General features: G+C 68.3%; 10 protein-coding genes. 3 read left to right on the top strand and 7 right to left on the bottom strand.

Translation table 11 applies throughout. The annotated features are described in order from the left end of the window. Positions 1-1,001 (bottom strand): glycoside hydrolase family 88 protein (locus DM816_RS20990; protein WP_211588784.1); only part of this gene is annotated, 1,001 nt, incomplete at its 3' end. A gap of 41 nt (positions 1,002-1,042) precedes the next feature. Here DM816_RS20990 and DM816_RS20995 point away from each other — a divergent pair. After that, a complete protein-coding gene (locus DM816_RS20995) occupies positions 1,043-4,771 on the top strand; it encodes an RICIN domain-containing protein (protein ID WP_162907669.1) in 3,729 nt (1,242 codons plus the stop codon). A gap of 46 nt (positions 4,772-4,817) precedes the next feature. Here DM816_RS20995 and DM816_RS21000 read toward each other — a convergent pair whose 3' ends face one another. After that, positions 4,818-5,288: a hypothetical protein gene (locus tag DM816_RS21000; protein WP_162907670.1), complete on the bottom strand. Its 471-nt coding sequence runs from the start codon at positions 5,286-5,288 to the stop codon at positions 4,818-4,820. Continuing rightward, positions 5,272-11,607, bottom strand: a complete 6,336-nt coding sequence (locus DM816_RS21005; protein WP_246002089.1) for an RHS repeat-associated core domain-containing protein — start codon at positions 11,605-11,607, stop codon at positions 5,272-5,274. Before DM816_RS21005 ends, DM816_RS21000 begins: the two co-directional genes overlap by 17 nt. 295 nt (positions 11,608-11,902) lie before the next feature. Between DM816_RS21005 and DM816_RS21010 the strand changes: the two genes are divergently transcribed. After that, positions 11,903-14,863 (top strand): AfsR/SARP family transcriptional regulator, encoded by a 2,961-nt coding sequence (locus DM816_RS21010; protein WP_117212042.1) that lies wholly within the window; start codon positions 11,903-11,905, stop codon positions 14,861-14,863. A gap of 29 nt (positions 14,864-14,892) precedes the next feature. Here DM816_RS21010 and DM816_RS21015 read toward each other — a convergent pair whose 3' ends face one another. Continuing rightward, positions 14,893-15,255 (bottom strand): DUF4406 domain-containing protein, encoded by a 363-nt coding sequence (locus tag DM816_RS21015; protein WP_170318856.1) that lies wholly within the window; start codon positions 15,253-15,255, stop codon positions 14,893-14,895. Between the two features lie 48 nt (positions 15,256-15,303). On the opposite strand from DM816_RS21015, the gene DM816_RS21020 reads away from it, so the two are divergent. Continuing rightward, positions 15,304-16,053 carry a DeoR/GlpR family DNA-binding transcription regulator gene (locus tag DM816_RS21020; RefSeq protein ID WP_117212043.1) on the top strand — a complete coding sequence of 250 codons (750 nt, stop codon included), beginning with the start codon at positions 15,304-15,306 and terminating at the stop codon, positions 16,051-16,053. Between the two features lie 166 nt (positions 16,054-16,219). Here the strand turns inward: DM816_RS21020 and DM816_RS21025 are convergent, their stop codons facing one another. From DM816_RS21025 to rhaI, 3 genes are read right to left on the bottom strand one after another with little or no spacing between them, the layout of a single operon-like run. Then, positions 16,220-17,620 carry a rhamnulokinase gene (locus tag DM816_RS21025; RefSeq protein ID WP_117212044.1) on the bottom strand — a complete coding sequence of 467 codons (1,401 nt, stop codon included), beginning with the start codon at positions 17,618-17,620 and terminating at the stop codon, positions 16,220-16,222. Further along, a complete protein-coding gene (locus DM816_RS21030) occupies positions 17,617-19,641 on the bottom strand; it encodes a bifunctional aldolase/short-chain dehydrogenase (RefSeq protein WP_117212055.1) in 2,025 nt (674 codons plus the stop codon). The genes DM816_RS21025 and DM816_RS21030 overlap by 4 nt, the downstream gene beginning before the upstream one ends. Then, a complete protein-coding gene (gene rhaI / locus DM816_RS21035) occupies positions 19,641-20,816 on the bottom strand; it encodes an L-rhamnose isomerase (protein WP_117212045.1) in 1,176 nt (391 codons plus the stop codon). The genes DM816_RS21030 and rhaI overlap by 1 nt, the downstream gene beginning before the upstream one ends. Between the last annotated feature and the right edge of the window lie 37 nt (positions 20,817-20,853).

The raw sequence follows: 20,853 nt of genomic DNA on the forward strand, positions 1-20,853 counted from the left end.
CGGTCCAAATAGTCCTCGCCGAGCCGGACCAGACCCGGTGCGCCCGTGTCCCAGTACGGTATGCCGTCGACCGGCGTGTTTTCCAGGTAGAAGTCGCACGTCGCGGCGGCCGCGCGGAGCAGCGTCGCGGTGATCTCCTCCCGCCCGCCGTAGGGTGCCAAGGCGTCGTCGGGCAACGTGGCGAAGAATTCAAGCTGTTCCGGGTACCCGAGCATCGCCCACGCCAGACCGCGCGTCCACGTGCTGAACGGCGAATAGCCCTGCTGCGTGCTCGGGCAACGGTACGACCCGTCGTTGACGTTGAAGACCGACTCGTGCGCGGTGCGGCCGCGCACGTCATACGCGTCGCGTCCCTCGCCGTAGAAGATGTTCCAGCGCGCGGTGTTGCCCGCGTGCTCGACCAGCCGGCGCAGCAGGCTGATCCGCTCATCGCGCTCGCCCATCAGGACGTGCCCGAGCAGGTGCGCGACGGCCAGCACGCGGCAGGACCGGATCGTGTCGACGAACAGCGACTGCGGCCCGTTGAACGAGTAGATGTAGCCCGTGCCGTCGGCCGTCGCGCGCCACCGGGCCGCCTGCACCGCGCCGGAGATCTTCAGCGCCAGCTCATAGAACGGCAGCTGCCCGTCATCCACGCGCCCCTCGCCGGTGAGCCGCCACAGGTTTCCATACGTCGACACGTTATTGAACCCGTGATCGTGTACCCCGATGTGGCTCACGTGGCTGGCCATGACCGCCATGGTCGCCTGCCGTCCAATGTCGAGGAAACGCTGCTCCCCAGTGGCGTCGAACTGCAACAGGGCGGATCCGTACTGGAAGCCCTGCGTCCATTCGGTCCAGCCGCGTGCCGTGTACAGCCCGCCGACCGTGAACACCGGCGACGCCGTCCCCGGCGGGCACGTCTTCTCGATCGCGTCAATCTTCTGCGCGGATAGTTCCCAGAGCCGGTCGATCGCTGGCAGCAGCGCGGCGGGGGTGAGCGCCTGGTTGATCTCCATCACCGGCACAGCATAGCTTTTGTGCGGCACGCCGGTCTCGCCGCGTGATCAATCGAAGGAGCGGCAAGGCCGCCGATCATGGTGACATGCTGCCGTGCCCGGACGCGCGACACCCGCACAAGCCGGACCTCGACGCGCTTTACCTCTGCTTTACCGCCGGTGGCGACGCTTTGCCGGTGATTCCTCGCAGCCTGTCGGTCCGCGCGCTGGCCGCGGCCACCGTGTTAGCCACCCTGCTCGCCACGGCGTGGAGCGCTGTCCCGGCGCCCGCGGTCACCCCGGACGCCGGTGAGATCACCGAGGCACCCGATGAGAGCACCGCCCTGGCGGCGGCGAAGCGGACCGGCAAGCAGGTCGAGATAGCGGGGCAGCGCACGCAGACGTCGCGCCTGTTTGCCAACCCTTCCGGGTCGCTGACGCTGGAAGAGCACGCCGTGCCCGTTCGGGTGAAGAAAACCGATCATTGGGTACCCGTTGACACCACGCTGATCCGGACGGCCTCCGGAACGGTCGCACCCGTCGCAGCCTCCGTCGACCTGATCCTGTCGGGTGGCGGCAACGGTCCGCTGGTCCGTATCGCCCGTGACGGGCGCGAGCTGGCGATGTCGTGGCCGGGCTCGCTCCCGCGACCGGCGCTCGAAGGCGACACGGCCGTCTACGGCGATGTGCTCCCGGGCGTGGACCTACGTGTTCGGGCGACCGTGGACGGCTTCACGCAGCTGCTCGTACTCAAGGACCGGCGCGCCGCCGCGACGCTGCACCGGATCACCTATGGCATGGCCACCAAGGGACTGACGATTCGCGAGGGCGCCGACGGCACCACGACCGCCGTGGACGAGCGCGGCGCGGTGCACTTCTCCTCCGGTACCCCCTTGATGTGGGACACACCGCAGCAGGCGCAAGCGGCCGGCGTCAGCGCAACCAGCGGTCCGGCCGGGCCGAATCAGAAGGCGATGGGGCTGGAGGTCGCCGCCGGGAGCCTGACCGTGATCCCGGACCGGGCCCTGCTGGAGACCGGCAACTACCCGCTCTATCTCGATCCGTCCTATTCGGCCGGTGCCGCCGCGTGGACGTATGTGAACAGCGCATCCGGCGGCGACGACTCCTACTGGTCCACAAAGGACAGCGCACGGGCCAAGGTGGGCAAGGTCTGGGGCGTGGCCGATGGACCGTACCGCTCGTTCTTCCAGATGAACCTGTCCCGGATCGCCAACTCGACGGTCAAGCGCGCCTGGTTCTACATCGTCATGGACCACACCGCCAACTGTGCCAACACCCCCGTGGAGCTGTGGCACACGGGAGTCATCAACCCGTCGTCGCCACTCACGTGGGACAACAGCGGATCGCTCTGGCTGCGGAATCTGCAGACCAAGGAGGGCAAGGCAAACGAGGGCACGGCCTGCCCATCACCGGACTTCCCGATGGAGTTCGAGAACGCCGCGTTCAAAACCATCATCCAGGACATCGCGACCCGCAGGCTGCCCACGGTCACGGTCGGGCTGCGCGTGCCGCTGAGCGTGGAGACGAACCAATACCACTGGAAGTATTTCCACCCCAGCAGCGCGAAGGTCAACGTCGAGTTCAACACGCCGCCGGACGCCCCGGCCGGGCTGACGACGGTGCCCGCGACCGGATGCGGCACGGCGACAACGCCGACGGCGATCAACACGTCCACACCGACGTTTTCGGCGGTACCGTCCGATCGCGACAATCACAACCTCATCACCGATCTGGAAATCCTTCAGGGCGAGACGGTCGTGGCCTCCATCCGGTCGGGCATCTCGGGCTCCGGCGCGGCGATCAGCTGGCCCCAGCTGAGCTACGGCATCCTTCCCGAAGACCAGCCCGGCACCGTCTTCAGCTATCGGGCGCGAAGTCAGGACGTGCCGGCCGATCCGGTGGACACCTTGACCGGTCCCTACACGCCACGGTGCTACTTCACCGTGGACCGCCTCGCGCCCTCGCTCGGCACGATCGGTTCCACCGACTTCCCTGACGGCGTGGCGGTCAAGCCGGTCGGCGAGGCCGGAACGGTGACCTTCACCAAGGCCGCGGGCGACACCGATGTGGCCGGATTCCGTTACGGCTTCAGCCGGGAGAGCATCACGCTGTTCGCCCCGGCGGCAGCGGACGGCACGGCGACGGTGCCGATCACGTTGTGGCGCCGCGACCCCGCCGACCCGTCCAGCATCCCGCGCACGCTCTACATGCGCGTCGTGGACCGGGCCGGAAACCACAGCGCCACCAAGGGACCGTGGACCCTGGCCGCCACCGACCGCACGGTCACGGCTCCGGCCGTGCGCGCCGACACCAACGGCGACCGGCGCGCCGACGTCACCGCGCTCGTCGATCAGGGCAACGGCGGGACGGTGGCGTGGAACTTCGTGAGCACCGGCACGGCCGCGCGGGGCTACGTCGGCTGGGACGCGGGCGGCGCGGGCGGGTTCCCGTCCTATCGCGTGGTCAGCACCGTGGCCGAGGTGCACGGCGACGGGCGCAGCGACGTGGTCGCGTTCCGGGAGGACCCGGACCGCACGATCAGCCTGTTCGTCCTGCGCTCGGACGGCACCCGGTTCGACGCGGGGACCGCGGCCTGGACGGGCACGACGTTCCGCCTGAGCCACATGAAGATTGTGGCGGGCGACTACGACGGCGACGGGGACGACGACATCGCGGTCTTCCAGGGATACGCGGGCCTGCAGACCAAGCTGTTCGTGCTGTGGTCCAATGCGGGAGCGTTCGGCGCACCCGTGCAGATGTGGGACGGCGGCACCAACAACTGGGACGTGAGCCGATCCCGGGTGACCGCGGGCGATTTCGACGGCGACGGCGATGACGACATCGCGGGCTTCTACGGGTATGTGGGCAACCAGACCAAGCTGTGGACATGGATGTCCAACCGCACCGGCTTCGCGGCACCGGTGATGCAATGGGACAGCGGCGCGGGCGCCTTCGACATCGACCAGGCCACGTTCACCGGCGCCAACCTCGACGGCGACGCGGCGGGCCGCGATGAGATCGTCGCCAAGTACAACGCGGGCAACGCCACCACCCGGCTCATCGGCTTCTTCCCGGGCAGCCCGTGGACGCAGCGCCTCTGGTGGGACTCCGGCGCGGGCGGGCTCGACGCGGCGAAGTCCACCCTCGCGGCGGGCGACTACAACGGCGACGGCAGGGCGGACGCGGCGCTCCTTTACGACATCGGTGGCGGTGCCCGGCGCCTGTACACCTACCTGTCGAGCGGCACGGCGTTCGGCGCCGCGCGCACCGATTGGGAGGGCAACGTGGGAGCGGCTGCGCCGACGCTGTTCGTGGAGCCGGGGCGCAAGTACAAGCTGCACCCCACGCACAGCGACAAGTGCGCCGAGATCGCGGGCAACAGCCTGGACAACGGCGCGGCGCTGCAGCAACTGGGCTGCACCACGGGTACCAATCAGCAATATTTCGTCGAGCGCATCGGCGCGAGCCCGTACTTCCATCTGAAGGTCGTCCGGTCGAGCAAGTGCCTCGACGTGTTGAGCTGGAACACCGCCGACAACGTGAAGGTCCAGCAGTGGACGTGCGCGAATGTCGGTGCCTCACAGCCCAATCAGCAGTTCCGGTTGGACTACGTCGAGGGCGCGGGCCTGGACGTGGTGGTGCAGCCGGTCATCGTCCACAGTGGAAAGTGCCTGAACGTCACGGGCGCCAGCACGGCCGACGCCGCGACGATCGTGCAGGCGACCTGTTCCGCAGCGGCGCACCAGCGCTTCTTCCTCCGCCTGGAGCCGTGACGAAAGCGCCCCAGCCACGGCTTGCGCGCGTGGCTGGGGCGAAGCGTTACTCGTCCCCGAACAACCGGCTGCGTTGGGCGATGAGATGTTGCCTTGACTCCCTCAGGGTGCCGGCCAGCTCGGAAATCTGGTGACGCATCGCCTGCGGACCCGACCCTGCGGTGGCCGCCCGAAGCGCGGCCAGTCGAGCCTGGTCCGGATAACCGGTCTGGGTCAACGCGTCGTGGAACTGCACCCGCATCCGCTTGCCTTCGTGCATGTAGTAACCCGGTGGGCGGCCGCCCTCGACCGTGCGAGCGATGAGCAGAAAGGCGCACAGCTCCTGCCAGTCCAGCTCCACCTCGAAGGTCAGCGGTCCAACGATGTAGGCGAGGACCGTCCGGTCCGGGTCCCCGCCATCCACCTCCACGCGGCATCCGCCCTGTGCTTCCAGCGCTTCCAGGAAGCGGAACTCGTCGTGCACGACAGCGACGAGTTCCGCCTTGCGGACAGCCGCGGATTCAGAAGTCGAACCCACGAACTCCACCCTCCATCTTGCCGAACCTCTCGAACACCTTCGTGTATCCCGAGTATCCCTTCGTCACCCGTCGTTCCATGTTATAGAAGGGGCTTGGCGCACGACCGCCCCTGCGGCGCGCGAAGTCCGGACCGATGTCGACGATGTCCCGTCCCGCGCGCATGGCATCCTTGATCATTCTCTCGTTGCGCCGCATACCGAGACCGAAATCGAACGGGTCGTTCCGCCACGGCCGGTACGCATGCCCACCGGTGAGCTTCGCGTACTCCTTCACGCGACCCATGTTCTCGCCGATGATGAGCGGCTTGCTCGATGTCGCGAGGCCCGCACGCGCCCCTCTCATGGCACCGCCGGCCAGACGGCCCCCGGGCACGATGGCCATCATCTCCACGGCCGCGCCGAATCCGTCCCCGTTGGCGCCCGCGATCATCGCATCGACGACGCTCATCACCGCCGAGGCGGCCAGGCACACGCCGCAGCCGAGCATCCCGGCGACACCGAGGCCGATCTTGACCACGTTCCAGATCTTGCCGCCGGGTTTGGCGTTGCGGGCGACCCACTTGGCGCCCTCCCACGCCTTCTTGCCGACCTTCTTCGCCACCTTCTTGGTGGCGTTCCACGCCTTCTTGGCCGTGTTCTTGACGTGTTTGACGGCTTTCTTGACCGCCTTCACGACCTTCTTGACGACCTTGACGACCTTCTTGACGACCTTCTTGACCTTCTTGACGATCTTCTTGGTGACCTCCTTGGCCACCTGCTTGGCCCGCTCGATGCCCTTGTCGATCCAGGTGACCGTGTGGTGCACGACGGTCCTGACCGTGGAGACCACGGGCTGGATGACGGTTCTCGCGACGGTCTTGAAGGCGTTGACGACGCTGCCGAAGAACTTGCCATCGGGATCGGCAAAGGTCGCCGGGTTGTTGTTGGCGTAGGCGTAACCGTTGGCCTGTTGCGGGTCTTCGAAGTCCACCAACGGGTCGACCGACAGGAACCGCCCGGTGGCGGGATCGTATTGGCGAGCGCCAAGGTGGATCAGGCCGGTGGAGCCGTCGACCGTGCCGCCAACGAAGCCCTTCTCACCGGGCCACCCTCCGGGCTTGGCACCCCGGTCCTCGCCGAACGGCGTGTACCGGCGGCGCTGCACGGTCTGGGTGTCCGCGTCGACCGCCAGCTCCGGTGTGCCGTGGTGATCGACACCAAGCCAGGTGAGCTTGTTGGTGCTGGAGGTGGCCGTTCGGACGGCGACCACTTTCCCGGCGTGGCTGTAATAGCGGGTCCCGGTCAGGGCACCCGTGCTGTCCACCCGGATCTCGGTGTCGCCCAGATAGAGGGTTGTTCCGGTCGGGTCGCTGCGCAGCAGCCGGTCCCCGTCGCCGTCGTAGACGAAACCGGTGCTCTTGGCGCCTTCGACGACCTTGGTCAGCAGGCCCTCGGCGTCCCACTCCAGTGTCTGGGTGATGGCGCCGAGCTTGCGCATCGTCGTGTTGCCGGTGGCGTCGTAGCCGTACTCGTTGGTGGTCGTGCCGGCCGAACCGGTCATGGTGACCGAGCGCAGGGTGTGTGGTTGTGCGCTGCGCGCCGCGGGATAGGTGTAGGCGCTTGCGGTCCTGCTCCCATCGGCGGCGGTGCGGGTCTCACTCGTGCGGTTGCCCGTGAGGTCGAAACCCCACGCATGCCAATAGGGCATGGGCCCGCCGAGCCCGGCGGAACTGGGTGCCATTGCACAGTTGCCCGAGGACGGAGTCCAGGCGTCGGTGGTTCGCTGCAGATAGTCGTGCTTGAAACATTGGGTCTCTGCGGCGATTCCCGTCGCCGGATCCGGCGCGTCGGCAATCTTGATGACGTTGCCGGCCTTGTCGTAGCCGTAGCTGACATTGGCGACGAGCTGTGCCGTGGTCTCCCGTTTGATCTGCACGCTGGCCAGGCGCCGGGTGCCGTACTCGTAGTCGTACTTGTGCTTGAGCCACCTGCCACCGGCGGACAGGGTCAACTCGTCCATCTCGCCGTACTTGGTGTAGGTCGTGCCGGTGACGTAGGGCGTGGTGCCCGACAGTGTCGTGGGCTGGCCGAGGCCGTCCTGTCCAAACGCGAGGGTCTCGGCAGCCAGCCCGCCCGCGGCCGGGATGCTCGATGTGGCCAGCGATCCGTCCTGGTGGTACGTCGAGCTGAACTGATACGTGCCGGAGAGTCTCGCGGCCGGCCCGTCCAAGGCGGGGACCGTGATGGTCATGCCGGTCACCCGGCCGGCGTCGTCGTACCCGGTGACGGTTTCGGTGTAGGCCTTTCCGCCACTCCACCGGGTCGAGCTGACCGGCAACCCCTTGGCCTTCGCGTTCGGGTCGCCGGGAATGGTGTCGTATGTCCACTCCAGACGCTTGGGACCGGTCAACGATCCCTCGTGCACGGCCGTCTTGCGGCCGAGGTCGTCATAGGCATAGGCCAGTACGACACCGCGGGCGTCCCTGGTCGTGAGCATCTCATCGGCGTCGTCATAGGTGTATTCGGTGACACCGCGGTCGGGATCCTCGCTGCGGAGCAGGCGACCACGCACATCGTGCACGAACCGCCAGGTGTTGCCCGCCGCGTCGGTGACGCTTTCCATGTTGCCGCGCCGGTCATAGGTGTAGACGGTCCGGTCGTATGCCCCGGTCGGGGTGCCGCCCTTGTACTGGCGCAACTCGACGAGACGGCCTTCGGCGTCGAGGATCCGGCTGGTGGCGGTCTCGCCGGCCGGCGGTGTGGTGTCCACCCGGGTCACACCCGGTGGTTCCACGCCTGTCCCGTTGGTGTGGTGGCTGAACGTGGAGCGCCACTGCTCCACCCCTTCGACCTTGAATATTTCGGCGATCGGTTGGTCGTCTCCGTCGTACTCGGTGACGGTCTGCGCCGGCAGCAACGTCTCGTCGGGGATGAACAGATCCGGGCCGACCGGGCCGTCGTTGTAGTACGGGCCGTTCACCTTGATGGGCAGGCCGCGGGAGTTGTAGACGGTGTCGACGATCGTGCGGCCACCGCCGGGCGCCGGGTCCTGGCTCTGCCGCAGCCGCATCAACCCGTCGTACAGGTCGTATTCAGTCTGGTACGTCCCGTCGTGCTGCAAAGTCTTGGTGGAGATGACGTTTGCGCCGTCGGGCCGGACCAGGTAGCCGTATTCGGCACTGGGCGGCAGATTGTCGGCGCGCCCGGGATGCCACACCTTCACGAGGCGTCCGAGCGGATCGTAGACGCCCCTGGTGCGCCGGCCGTTGGCGTCGGAGACCACCAGTTCCTCGCCGATCGCCGGCTCCAGGTCGGTGCTCGTGGTATGCCCGAGCGGGCCCGTGACACTCATCCTGGTGACCGGACCGGTGGCGGGCGTGTAGCTCGTGGTGGTCCTCTTGCCCCGCACGTCGAACGCCTCGATCTGGCGACCGTAGGCGTCATACGCCGCGCGTGTGACCGTGACGTAGGTGGGCGCGCCGTTGGCCCAGCCCGAGATCTCCTCCTTGCGCGTGATGTCGCCCCTGGTGGGCGCGGCGCCGAAGGTGTCGTTGCCGTCGTAGAACAGGCGCTCCTCGGCGATGATGTCATCGGCGCTCGCCGGCTGCCGGCTGCAGTCCAGCGCGGAAATCTGCTTGCGGGCCAACAATCCCACGATGCTCGCGCCGTCGGCCGTGTAGGTGTAGCGGGTGCAGGTGTCGTCGCCGGCGTTGTTGACGTCGTTGAGGTCCTGCGCCTGGGTGAGCAGGCCACGCGCGTCATAGACGTGGTCGGTGCCGGTCTCGCGCCAGCCGCCGCCGGTGGCCACCTCGCCTTGGCGTACCTTGGCCTCCTCGACCATCACCGCGTTCGTGGTGCCCCAGGACCGGACCCGGGTCGCAGTGGGTGGGCTCTGCCACGGATCGGTGATGGAGCGCTGCAGCATCGTCCCGCCCGCGGCGGTGTAGGTGATCTGCTCGCGCTGCATGCCGGACAGGTGGTTCTCGTCGTTGAGCGCCCGGCCGGTGGAGTCCACGATCTGGACGTTCTTCGGCGTGCCGGAAGTGGTCTTGTCGCCGTGCATGCCGCGGAAATAGCGGGTCTCGGTCTGCGACTGCACCGAGCCGGCGCGCCCCTCCTTGGTGATCACCTTGCTGTAGCCGCGCCACTGGCCCCAGGTCTTCTGCGCGACCGGGATCATCCCGTCTTCCTCGTCGAAGCGCCACGCCGGGGGGTCGGGGTATTCGACGGTGGTCTCCTCGGTCTCCACCCGCGTGGTGACGTCGCCCTCGGTGACCTTCGTGATGACGTACTTGTTGAACCAGTCCTGGCGCTCCCTGGCCAGCGGGTCGTTGAGGAAGTCGGGTGTCCACTTGCGAGGGTGGCAGCGCTTGCGGTTGTTGTCCGGCGGGTCGAGGTTGCCGGGGCCGGCCGCGCTCGGGGCCACGCACTCCTTGGTGGCGTAGTTGACGGTGAGCACGCCGCCGCTCTCCAGCCGGACGCGGTTGATGCGCCACCAGTTCAACGGCGGGATGTCGTCGATGCCGTCGACCCGGTTGGGCATCTGCGCGCCGTCGAAGTTGATTTCCGGCATGCTCTGCGTGCCGCCAAGGTGACCGGTGTGCTGCAGCTTGGACAGCCACATGCCGGGGCGGGTGCCGTCGCCGGGGTCGGGGAAGGAGTGCGTGAGCGTCCACGAGTTGACGTCCTCGTACCGCCCGATGCCGACCCGGTAGATCTGTGTCGTGACCTTCGCCAGGCGCTTGGACATCCAGAACGTCGGCGTGAAGTGCTTGTTGCTGCACGAGGTGGTCGAGCTGCACGACTGGTCCCACGGGGTGTCCGGATAGGACGACGGGGTGGACGGGGTGCACGCCGAGCCGGGTATGCAGCGCTCACCGGGGGTGAAAATCACCTTCGCCACGGCCGGGGTCGTGTAGACCTGTCCGTGGCGCTGGCCGTACTCGATCCGGGCCAGGTGCGCGGCGCGCTGGTAGGTCGAGACCTTCGTCGTGGTCATGTTGCGTGCGTAGTTGTTGTTTTCCGGCGTGTAGAACAGGCTCATGGTGTTGCCGTGCGGGTCCACGACGTAGTCGAGATACCACCGCCAGGCCTGGGTGCACCACGCGGTGTCGAAGCTGGTCGTGTAGCACGGCTCGCCCGGGTGGTTGCCGAAGACCGGGACGGTCAGCGTCGAGCGGGTCTGCGGGTTGGGGTCGACCCAGCCCTGCAGTCTGTTGCGGCCGAAGAAGTACTGCGTGCCGTCCCGTGAGGTCATCTTCCAGTACTCGCCGTTGCGTGCGCCGTTTCCGGTGGTGGTGTCGTACAGGCGCTCTATTTTGGACCCGTCGTCGCTGCGTGCCTTCCACGCTCCGGTGGCGTCGTCGCGGACCAGCTCGCCGCCCTTGCCGTTGAGCGAGAAGGTCGCGTTGTCGGTGCCCCAGCATTGGTCGCCGGTCTTGCGCGAGGCGTTGTTGGGCGTCTTGCCGTCGATGGGCTTGTTGTCCATGCCGCACGAGATGTAGCGGCGCTCGATGAACCCGCCGGGCGCGAAGTCGAAGCCCTCGCCGACCCACGACGGCTGGTTGTTCGAGGCCGATGTGGAGCCGTCGACACCTCCGGACGAGTAGCCGAGGTTCAGGCTCGGCGACGGGCCGGCCAGCGACGGCGGGACCTCCATCGGGTACGCCCAAGTGAAGTCGCCGGAGGAACCACCCACCTGCCACGTTGCCGACGGGCCGAGTTGCGAGGCGCCGAAATCCCCACCCGACGAGGACGAAAACGCGACCAGGCCGAACAGCCCGGACTCGCCGGAGGCGGGCACGACGACGTCGGCTGACAGCGTGCCGGTGCCCATGTTGCGCGTCGGCACCATGGTGCCCTGGCACTCCTGCGCCTCGGGCGTCTTCAGCGCGCATTCGGGCAGCGCGACGACGCGCAGCCGCAGCGCCCAGTCGCCGCCATAGGCGCCACGGAACCCGGAGTAGTCGACCTCCACCGGCACCGGTCCGGCCTTGGCCGCGACATCGGTGCGCGCCAAGCGAAACACCGGTCCGTCGAGCCGCTTGTCGAGAACCTCCACCCGCACCTGCGCGCTCGCGTCCTTGCCGATGCGCACCGGCATGCCCGCCACGTCGACCCGGGTGCCCGGGGAAACGTCGGCCGCGCCCTGCTTCGGCCAGTTCACCGTGGGCGCCTGGCGCACCTCGGCCTGCTCGGCCGGGTCGGGCGGCAGCTGTTCGACCGTCGCGTTGGCACCCGGCACGACCTTCTCCGTGCGCGCCGGGAACCCCGTGGCGGTCCGCGCGTGGGCCGGGAACGACGGCACGACGATGAGACTGGCGGCCAGGGCCGCTCCCATCACCGAGCCGATCCACCGGCGGGACAATTTGGAACTTCGGTCAACCCTGCCCATCATCGCGAGTCCTCCCCAGAGACGGCGTCATCGATGTGACATTGATGGCGCGTGCATCCTGTGCCAGGGCGGTAGATCCGCGGTTAACCACACCAAAGTTGCGGTAAATATTCACACCGATCATAATTCGCCTCAAGGCCCACTGCGAACGGGTCCCACCGCGTCGATCATGAACTTATGTCCATGTTCGACGGTGTGTCGCGACGATAACTTCATGATCAACTGACGGGGCGTGGTAGCGATGCGCTTTCGGGTGTTGGGTACCTTCGAGGTTTGGGACGGCGACCGCCGGATCCCGCTGGCCGAAAAGTGGCGGGCGCTGCTGGCCATCCTTCTGGTCAATGCCAACCGGACGGTGTCGGTCGATCGGCTGCTTTATGAGTTGTACGGAGAACAGCCACCCGGATCGGCGGCCAAGCTGATCCAGGTCTATGTGAGCAAGCTGCGCCGGGCACTGAACGACGCGCAAGGCGCGGTCTTGACGACGCGGCCCACCGGATACTGTCTCAACCTGAGTCCAAACGAGATGGACGCCGGCCGGTTCGAGCGGCTCGCGGCCGAGGGCCGGCAGGCGCTGCACGCCGACTCCCCCGAGTCCGCGGCCGACCTGTTGGGCACCGCGCTCGCCCTGTGGCGCGGGCCGGTCTTCGCCGACGTGCCGCGCTCGGCCGCGATCGAGGCGGCCTCCGTGCGGCTGGAGGAGTTGCGCCTCACCGCCTGGGAGGAGTGGGCCGACGCCCAGCTCGCGCTCGGGCGCTACGCCGAGATGATCGGCGAGCTGCGCACGGCCGTCTTCGAGCACCCGCTTCGGGAACGCCTGCGCGGTCAGCTCATGCTGGCGCTCGCGGGAGCCGGCCGGCGCGCCGATGCCCTGGCCGAGTACGCCGCGGGCCGGCAGGTGCTCATCGACGAGCTCGGTGTCGAGCCGGGTGCCGAGATGCAAGGCGCGCACGCGGCCGTCCTGTCCGGGGGTCCGCTGACGGACAGCTCGACACGTTCGCGCCCGGCTTCCCGCCCACCGTGCCAGCTCCCCCGCGCGATGCCGGACTTCGTCGCACGCGATCCGGAAGCACAGCAAGTGCGCGAACTCCTGATGAGACACGGCCCTGCCGTGGTGATCATCACGGGCCAGCCGGGCGTGGGCAAGAGCACCCTGGCCGTCCATGTCGCCCATGGCCTCTGGCGCGAGTTCTGCGACGGTCAGCTCTACGTCGATCTGCGCGCCGAAGGCAACCGGCCCGCCGAGCCGGGCGATGTGCTCGCCGGGCTGCTCGCCTCGCTGGGCTATCCGGCATCGCTGCTGCCGCAGGAGACCGGCCAGCGGGCCGCGCTCTGGCGCGCCGCATCGGCGCACCGGAAGTTCCTTCTGTTGCTGGACAACGCCGACGGCGAGGGGCAGGTGCGTCCGCTGATCCCCGGCACGCCGGGCAGCGCCGTTCTGGTCACCAGCCGGTCACGGCTGGCCGGGTTGGAGGCGGCGCAACGGCTGCAGCTGCAAGAGCTTTCGGTCGATGGGTCGGTGGAGTTGCTCGCCCGCATCATCGGCGAGGGCAGGGTCGAGGCCGAGCCGGCCGCCGCCACCGAACTGGCCGTCCTGTGTGGACGGCTGCCGTTGGCCATCCGCATCGCCGGAGCCCGGCTCGCCGAGCGTCCTGAATGGACGCTGGACCGCTACGCCGGCCTGCTCCGGCCGCCCGAGCAGCGCCTGGATCAGCTGACCGCGGGCGACCTGAACCTGCGCGAGGCGATCGCGCTCAGCGAGACAGGGCTGGAGGCCACGGCCGCCCGCGCGTTGCACCACCTCGCCCTGCTCGACATCCCGGACCTGCCGGACTGGGCCTGCGGTCCCCTGGTGGACTTGCGCGAGGAGCCGTCGCTGTTGTTGACCGATCGCCTGGCGGAGCGCAATCTGCTTGCCTCCCGACCGGTCCAGGTGGCCGAACCGGCCCGCTACCGGATGCACGAGCTCGTCGCGCTCTACGGGCGCGAGCGCGCCGCGGGCGCCGACGCCGAGGAGCACCGGGCCGCGCTACGGCGCTTATGCGCCAACTATTTGGGCATGACGCGTCTGATCGAGCGGCGTCTGGCGGGCTTCTGCCCGACCGCCGTTGACCCGGCGCCACCGCCGCACCTGTCCGAACGGACCGTCAGCGCGCTGCTTGCCGACCCCGTCGCGTGGTTGGACGCGGAGCGCGCAACCATCGTGGACCTCATCGAACGGGCCGCCGGGGCAGGCCTTGCCGAGGAGGCGGTCGGGCTGGCAGTGTCGCTCGGTGCGTACTTCGAGGCGGGCGGGCACGTGGACGACTGGCGCCGCAGCGACGAGACGGCGCTGCGCGCGGCGCGAAGCGCCGGTGATCCCGGCGGTGTCGCGGCGGTGCTACGGCAACTCGGCGAGCTGCACACGGTCCAGGACCGCTACCCGGCGGCCATCGAGCACCTCAGCGGCGCGCTCGCCGCCTACCGCGATGCGGGCGACCGCGCCGGCGAGGCGGCCGTCCAATCCGGACTCGGCTCCGTGTCGCGGTTGCAGGGCCGCTACGGGGATGCCCTGCGGCACCTTTCCGCCAGCGCGCGTCTGGCGACAATGGACAGTCGCTTCGCGGCGGCGTCCTATGCCAGGACACAGATCGGGGCCGTGCAGATGGAGATGGGCCGGCGCGCGGCGGCCCGCCGCAATTTCCGGGAGGCGCTGGGATTGGCCCGGCGATCCGCTCACGGGCCCGGGATCGCGGCGGCGCAGCGCTGCCTCGGCCTCATCGAGCTGGCGGCCGGCCGGTTGCCGCAGGCCGAGAAGCACTTCGATGCCTCCGTGGCGACGTGTGTCGATCTGGGCGACCGCAACAGCGAGAACCATGGCCGCCAATGGCTGGGATACCTTGCCGCCCTTCGCGGTGACCGCCGGCGAGCCGGAGACATCCTTTTAGAATGCTTCAGCCGGTACCAGAGTGCGGGCCAGCTCTTCGGGCAGGCCATAACGCTGCGCAGCCTGGGAGTCCTCGACCTGCGCGCCGGTCGCCTCGATGACGCGCTGACCCGGGTGCGCGACGCGATGGGCATCTGGGACCGGATCGGCACTCCCTATTGGACGGCACGCACCCTGGACGTCCTCGCCGAGCTTCATGCGCGCCGCGACGACCACCACGCCGCCGCACACTCCGCCCACCGAGCCGCCACCCTCCGCGCCGCCCTCACCCATTGACCGACTTCGCGGCGGGCAGGCGGTGACGGCTAGGCCGGCCGATAGCCGGGGATGTCCTCGACCCGGTGGTAGACGGGCAGACCCCGCTCCTGCGCGATCCGCACGTCCTGGTCGGCGCCGGTGGAGTCGCCCGGCAGGCGAAGCACCGCATCGCAGTGCCGCAGCAGCCGTTCCGCGGTGGGATACATGATCTGTTCGGCGACCGGGTCGGTCGGCCCGGTGCCACCCGCACCGCGCAACACGGGCAGGGCCACCCACTCACCGATCATGGGAACGTGGCCGCTGCGGAAGATCGGCCATGCCGCCTCCTCAAGCCGGGCGAGGTTGTGCGCCATCAGTGTCGGGTCGTCGCCGGTGCCCGAGCGGTACGGGCCTGCAATCAAAATCAACATGCTGATACCATACTATGCAAGAGTCGGCAGAAACAAGGAGGAACGTGCATGCTGGCCGCTCAACGCCGCGACCTGTTACTCGAACGCCTGGCCACAGACGGCCGGATCATCGCCAAGGACCTGGCCGCCGAGCTTGGCATCTCCGAGGACAGCATCCGCCGCGACCTACGCGACCTCGCCGCGGCGGGCCTATGCCAGCGGGTGTATGGCGGTGCGCTGCCCCCGTCGCCGGCGATCGCCGACTACGCCGCACGCCAACACGTCGCGGTGTCAGGCAAGCAGCGGGTGGCCACCGCTGCCGCCGCGCTGGTGCAACCGGGCACCACGGTCATTCTCGACGGGGGGACCACCGCACTGGCCGTCGTGCACGCGCTGCCCGTCGACCTGCGGGCCATGGTTGTCACGCATAGCCCGACGGTAGCCAGCGCACTGAGCGACCATAAGAATGTTGAGGTCTACCTCATCGGCGGACGCCTTTTCAAACACTCGATGGTCGCGTGTGGAGCCGCCGCCGTCGAGGCCGCCCGCGGCCTGCATGCCGACCTGTTCCTGCTCGGCGTCACCGGCGTGCACCCCGAAACCGGACTGACCACCGACGACGCCGACGAGGCGGCGATGAAACGCGCGCTGGCGCATCAGGCCGCCGACACCTACGTGCTGGCCAGCTCCGAGAAGATCGGCGCGGCGTCCCGGTTCGCCGTGCTGCCACTGGCAGAAGTCGCCGGCATCGTCACCGACGCAAGCGCGGACAACCCTACGGTGCGGGCGCTCGACGTACCGATCATCCACGCCCAATGACGCAAGACCGTACCCGAAAGGCTTGACGCGCAGCCGATCGGCATGCTGCTTGTTGGTGGCGACGTGTCCGACGCAGCCTGCCGTTGACGAGAGCCTTCGATCCGACCGGGATTGACCATGACGTTAGTGCCGCGACACGCCGTCGAGCATGGGCGTAAGTTCATGGTCAACCCGAAAGGTGTAAGCGGGCGGCGGCTTCGCGCCAAGGTGCCGTGCTGCCCTGGGGTTCGAAGCGGCGAAGTGGATGTGTGGCCCGGATCAGGGACCGCATCTGGTCGAGGCCACCGTCTATGGCTCCCAGCGCCCGCGCCTGCACGAGGATGTTGCCCAGTGCGGTCGCCTCCGCCGGCCCGGCGAGCACCGGCAACCCGCAAGCGTCCGCAGTCGCCTGGCACAGCAGGTCGTTTCGCGCGCCCCCACCAACCATATGCACCACGTCCACTTCCCGCCCCGACAGACGCTGCGCATCGGCCAATGTGGACTGGTGTGCCAACGCCAGACTGTCCAAGATGCAGCGCACCGTCTCGGCAGGCGTCTGCCCCGCGTCGTGGCATGCCTGACGGATCCGTGCAGGCATGTCCCCCGGCGGGAGAAAGACGGGATCATTGGGATCGATGACCGCGCGGAGCACGGGAACCCGCGCCGCCTCCCGCAGCAGCGAAGTAAGGTCGTCGATGCCCCACTCCCGCTGACACTCCTGCAGCAGCCATAGCCCGGTGACGTTCCTCAGGTAGCGAACCGTCCCATCCACGCCGGCCTCATTGGTGAACCCGGCCTTGCGGCTGTCCTCGGTCAGGATCGGCCCGTCGAGTTCGAGCCCGACCAGGGACCATGTGCCGCATGAGATGTAGCCGAACCGGTCCCCGGAGGCCGGCACACCCACGACCGCCGAAGCCGTGTCATGCGAACCCACCGCGATTACCGGCGTGCCCTCCCACAGGCCGATCCGGTCGCCCGGCTCCCGCAGCGGTGGCAGCATCCGAGCGTCAATGCCCAACCGTTCCGCCAGCCCGGCCGCCCACTGTCCACTCGCGACATCGAGCAGCTGCGTCGTCGAAGCATTCGTCCGCTCCGCGCCGATCTCGCCCGTGAGCCAATAGGCAATCAGATCCGGCATGAGCAGCATCGTCTCGGCCGCCGCGAACTGTGCCGTGCCGCGCGCGGCCACCAACTGGAAAACCGTGTTGAATGGCAACAGCTGCAGCCCCGTCAACGCATACAGCTCGGCCGGCGGCACCTCGCGCAGCACCCGCTCCATGACGCCATCGGTCCGCGCATCCCGATAGTGCACCGGATTGCCCAGCAGCCGCCCGTCAGCATCCAGCAGCCCGTAATCCACCGCCCACGAATCGATGCCGATCGAATCTATCAGCCCGGCTTCCCGCAGGCCCTGCGCAACGCTTCGATAAATGCCGAGCACGTCCCAGTGCAACGTCTGTCCAACCTGGACCGGCACGTTCGCGAACCGGGCAACCTCAGCCATCTCCAACCTGCCCGGCCCCACCACGCCGGTCATGACCCGACCACTGGCGGCCCCCAGATCGACGGCCGCCACCCGCACCGTCATCGCAGGAAAGCGGCCGCGACGCCGGCGTCCACCGGCACATGCAGCCCGGTCGTGTGCGACAGCTCTGCCGAGGCCAACACAAACACCGCATTGGCCACGTGCTCCGGCAGAACCTCCCGCTTCAGCAAAGTCCGCTGCGCATAATATTCTCCAAGCTTTTCCTCTGGTACCCCGTAGACGGCCGCGCGTTGTGCGCCCCAGCCCGAGGCGAAGATCCCGGAGCCGCGCACCACACCATCCGGATTGACCCCGTTGACCCGGATGCCGTGTGCCCCAAGCTCAGCGGCCAACAGCCGCACCTGATGCGCCTGGTCGGCCTTGGCCGCGCCATAGGCCACGTTATTGGGGCCGGCGAACACGGCGTTCTTGCTCGCGATGTACACAATATCTCCACCAAGCCCTTGCGCGACCATCAACCGGGCAGCCTCACGCGCCACGAGGAACGACCCACGCGCCATCACACCGTGCTGCACATCCCAATCCCGAACCGTCGTCTCCAGAAGCGGTTTGGAGATGGACAGCCCGGCGTTGTTGACCACGAGATCAACCCCGCCGAACGCGAGTGCGGCAGCCGCGAGGCTTTCGCGGATCTGCTCCTCATCCGTGACGTCCACGGTCACCGCGACCGCCACATCAGCGGAACCAATCTCGGCCGCAACCTTCCCAGCCGCCTCGCCATCGCGGTCGGCAACCACCACACAGGCGCCCTCGGCCGCCAGACGCAGGGCCACCGCCCGGCCGATCCCGGACCCGCCGCCCGTCACATACGCAATCCGGGTCGCCAGCGGCTTCGGCTTCGGCATGCGCGCCAGCTTCGCCTCCTCCAGCGCCCAATACTCGATGCGGAACTTCTCCGACTCCGCAATCGGCTCATAGCGCGAGACCGCCTCCGCACCGCGCATCACGTTGATGGCGTTGACGTAGAACTCGCCCGCCACACGCGCGGTCTGCTTGTCCCGCCCGAAGCTGAACATCCCCACCCCGGGCACGAGCACAATGGCCGGATCCGCACCGCGCATCGGCGGCGAATCGGCCGTCGCGTGCCGCTCATAGTAAGCGGCATAGTCGGAGCGGTAGGCGGCGTGCAACTCCTTCAACCGCGCAATGGCCTCGTCCACACTGGACGTTGCCGGCAGGTCGAGCACCATGGGCCGGACCTTCGTGCGCAGGAAGTGATCCGGGCACGACGTGCCCAGCGCGGCCAGGCGCGGATGCTCGGCCCGCGCCACGAAGTCCAGCACCACATCGCTATCGGTGAAGTGACCCACCTGCGGCCTGTCGGTCGAAGCCAACCCGCGCAGCACAGGAGCAAGCGCCGCAGCCCGCGCCCTGCGCTCGGCCTTCGGCAACGTCTCATGGACCACCGCACCGAACGGCTCGGCCCGCCCACGCTCGTCCAAAAACGACTGTGCGGTCCGGATAATCTCCAACGAGCGCTGCTCGCATTCCTCGCTCGTGTCACCCCACGCCGTAATGCCATGCCCACCGAGGATCACGCCGATAGCTTCCGGGTGCGCGCGGCGCACCGCCGCGATGTCCATCCCGAGCTGGAACCCGGGCCGCCGCCACGGCACCCACAGCACTCGATCGCCGAAGCACTCCTTGGTCAGTGCCTCCCCGTCAGCGGCGGTCGCGAGCGCGATGCCGGAGTCGGGATGCAGGTGATCGACATGTTGCGCGTCAACGAGTCCGTGCATCGCGGTGTCTATGGACGGCGCGGCCCCGCCCCGCCCGTGCAAACAGTAGTCGAACAGTCCGACCATCTCGTCTTCCCGCTCGACCCCCGGGTAGACGTCGACCAACGCGCGCAGGCGATCCAGGCGCAGCGCGGCAAGGCCCGCCTCGGTCAGCGTGCCGAGGTCGCCGCCGGAACCCTTGACCCACAACAGCTCCGTCTCGCCCCCGGTCACCGGGTCCACGCCCGAACCCTTCGCCGACGTGTTGCCGCCCGCGTAGTTCGTGTTGCGCGGGTCGGCACCCAACCGCCGCGAACGCTCGATCAGCTCATCAACCGTCGTCATCACGCACCCCATCCCGCGGCCTGGCCCTGCGCCCGCTCGGCCCGTGCCCGGTCAAAATAGCCGGACCGCTTGTATGCACCAAGGGGATCCGGATCCAGACCCATGTCCTCGCGCAACTCGCGCAGCAGTGGCCGCACATCCGTGTTGTAGGCGTCCATCAGCACCGCATTGGCCTCCAGCACGTCACCGGCCTCCTGCGCGGCGCGCAACGCACCATGGTCCACCAACAACGCCTTGGCCGTGGCCTCCTGCACGTTCATCACCGACCGGATCACCGCCGGGATCTTCGGCTCGATGTTGTGGCACTGGTCGAGCATGAACGCGATGTCACCACTCACCTCGCCGGCGAGCACGATCTCGTGCATGATCCGGAACAGCTGGAACGGATCGGCCGACCCCACCATCAGGTCATCGTCGGCATAGAACCGCGAGTTGAAATCAAACCCGCCAAGCCTTCCGGCCCGCAACAACATAGCGACAATGAACTCTATATTGGTACCGGGTGCGTGGTGCCCTGTGTCGATGACCACCTGCGCCCGCTCACCCAACGCCACGCAGTGCACATACGCAGTGCCCCAATCGGGCACGTCCGTCATGTAGAACGCGGGCTCGAACAGCTTGTACTCCAACAGCATCCGCTGGTGCTCACCGAGCCGGTCGTAGGTCTCGCGCAACGCCGCCGCGAGCCGGTCCTGCCGGGTGCGCACATCGTCCTGGCCCGGATAGTTGGTGCCATCCGAAAACCACAGCTTCAGATCACGCGAGCCCGTCTGGTCCATGATGTCGACGCATTCGAGCAGGTGCCCGATCGCCTTGCGGCGCACGCCCGCGTCGGGGTTGGTGACGCTGCCGAGCATGTAGTCGTTGTCCTGGAACACATTCGAGTTGATCGTGCCCAGGCTGATCCCCTGCTCGCCGGCGGCACGGGCCAGACGCGCGTAGTCGTCGACCCTGTCCCACGGGATGTGCAGCGCCACGCTCGGCGCGACCCCCGTGAAGCGGTGGACCGTGGCCGCGTCGGCGATCTTCTCGTACGGGTCGCGGGGCACGCCCTCCTGGGGGAACACCTTGAACCGTGTGCCCGAGTTGCCGTAGGCCCAGGAGGCCGTCTCGATGCGCTGCGCGCGCAGGGCCGAAAGGACACGCGACCGCGTCTGCGGCGCGAGCTCAGTCATCGCTGTCTCCCAGCTGTTCGGTTTGGTACGGCGTCCG

The sequence above is a fragment of the Allorhizocola rhizosphaerae genome (assembly GCF_003426775.1).
Classification (GTDB): Bacteria; Actinomycetota; Actinomycetes; order Mycobacteriales; family Micromonosporaceae; genus Allorhizocola; species Allorhizocola rhizosphaerae.

Bases quoted from the DNA above. Each gene is read 5' to 3' on its own strand.
- DM816_RS21005 (WP_246002089.1), bottom strand. From the start codon at position 11,607: ATGGGAGCGGCCCTGGCCGCCAGTCTCATCGTCGTGCCGTCGTTCCCG.
- DM816_RS21010 (WP_117212042.1), top strand. From the start codon at position 11,903: ATGCGCTTTCGGGTGTTGGGTACCTTCGAGGTTTGGGACGGCGACCGC.
- DM816_RS21015 (WP_170318856.1), bottom strand. From the start codon at position 15,255: ATGTTGATTTTGATTGCAGGCCCGTACCGCTCGGGCACCGGCGACGAC.
- DM816_RS21020 (WP_117212043.1), top strand. From the start codon at position 15,304: ATGCTGGCCGCTCAACGCCGCGACCTGTTACTCGAACGCCTGGCCACA.
- DM816_RS21025 (WP_117212044.1), bottom strand. From the start codon at position 17,620: ATGACGGTGCGGGTGGCGGCCGTCGATCTGGGGGCCGCCAGTGGTCGG.
- DM816_RS21030 (WP_117212055.1), bottom strand. From the start codon at position 19,641: ATGACGACGGTTGATGAGCTGATCGAGCGTTCGCGGCGGTTGGGTGCC.
- rhaI (WP_117212045.1), bottom strand. From the start codon at position 20,816: ATGACTGAGCTCGCGCCGCAGACGCGGTCGCGTGTCCTTTCGGCCCTG.